Origin of the sequence: Extibacter sp. GGCC_0201 (assembly GCF_017566055.1) — a bacterium.
Classification (GTDB): Bacteria; Bacillota; Clostridia; order Lachnospirales; family Lachnospiraceae; genus Extibacter.
In genome coordinates, this window is sequence record NZ_JABFCH010000250.1 from 1 (window position 1) to 212 (window position 212).

A 212-nucleotide genomic window follows, 5' to 3' on the forward strand; every position below is an offset into this window, starting at 1 on the left:
GATTATGGTTATGAACCACGGGGAGAAGGTCTTTGACGATACCCCGAAGGAAGTATTTAAACATTATAAGGAACTGGAAGACATGGGACTGGCGGCGCCTCAGATTACCTATGTGGTCCAGGAGCTGCGGGAGCATGGGATCCCTGTGGATGATACAATTACGACCGTGGAAGAGGCAAGGGATGCGATTCTTAACCTCCTTCGGGAAAAGG

Annotated in this window: 1 pseudogene; it reads left to right on the top strand. The window is 50.0% G+C overall.

The features are described 5' to 3' along the window. A pseudogene (locus HJV72_RS19430) lies at positions 1–212 on the top strand (energy-coupling factor transporter ATPase); the annotation flags it as partial.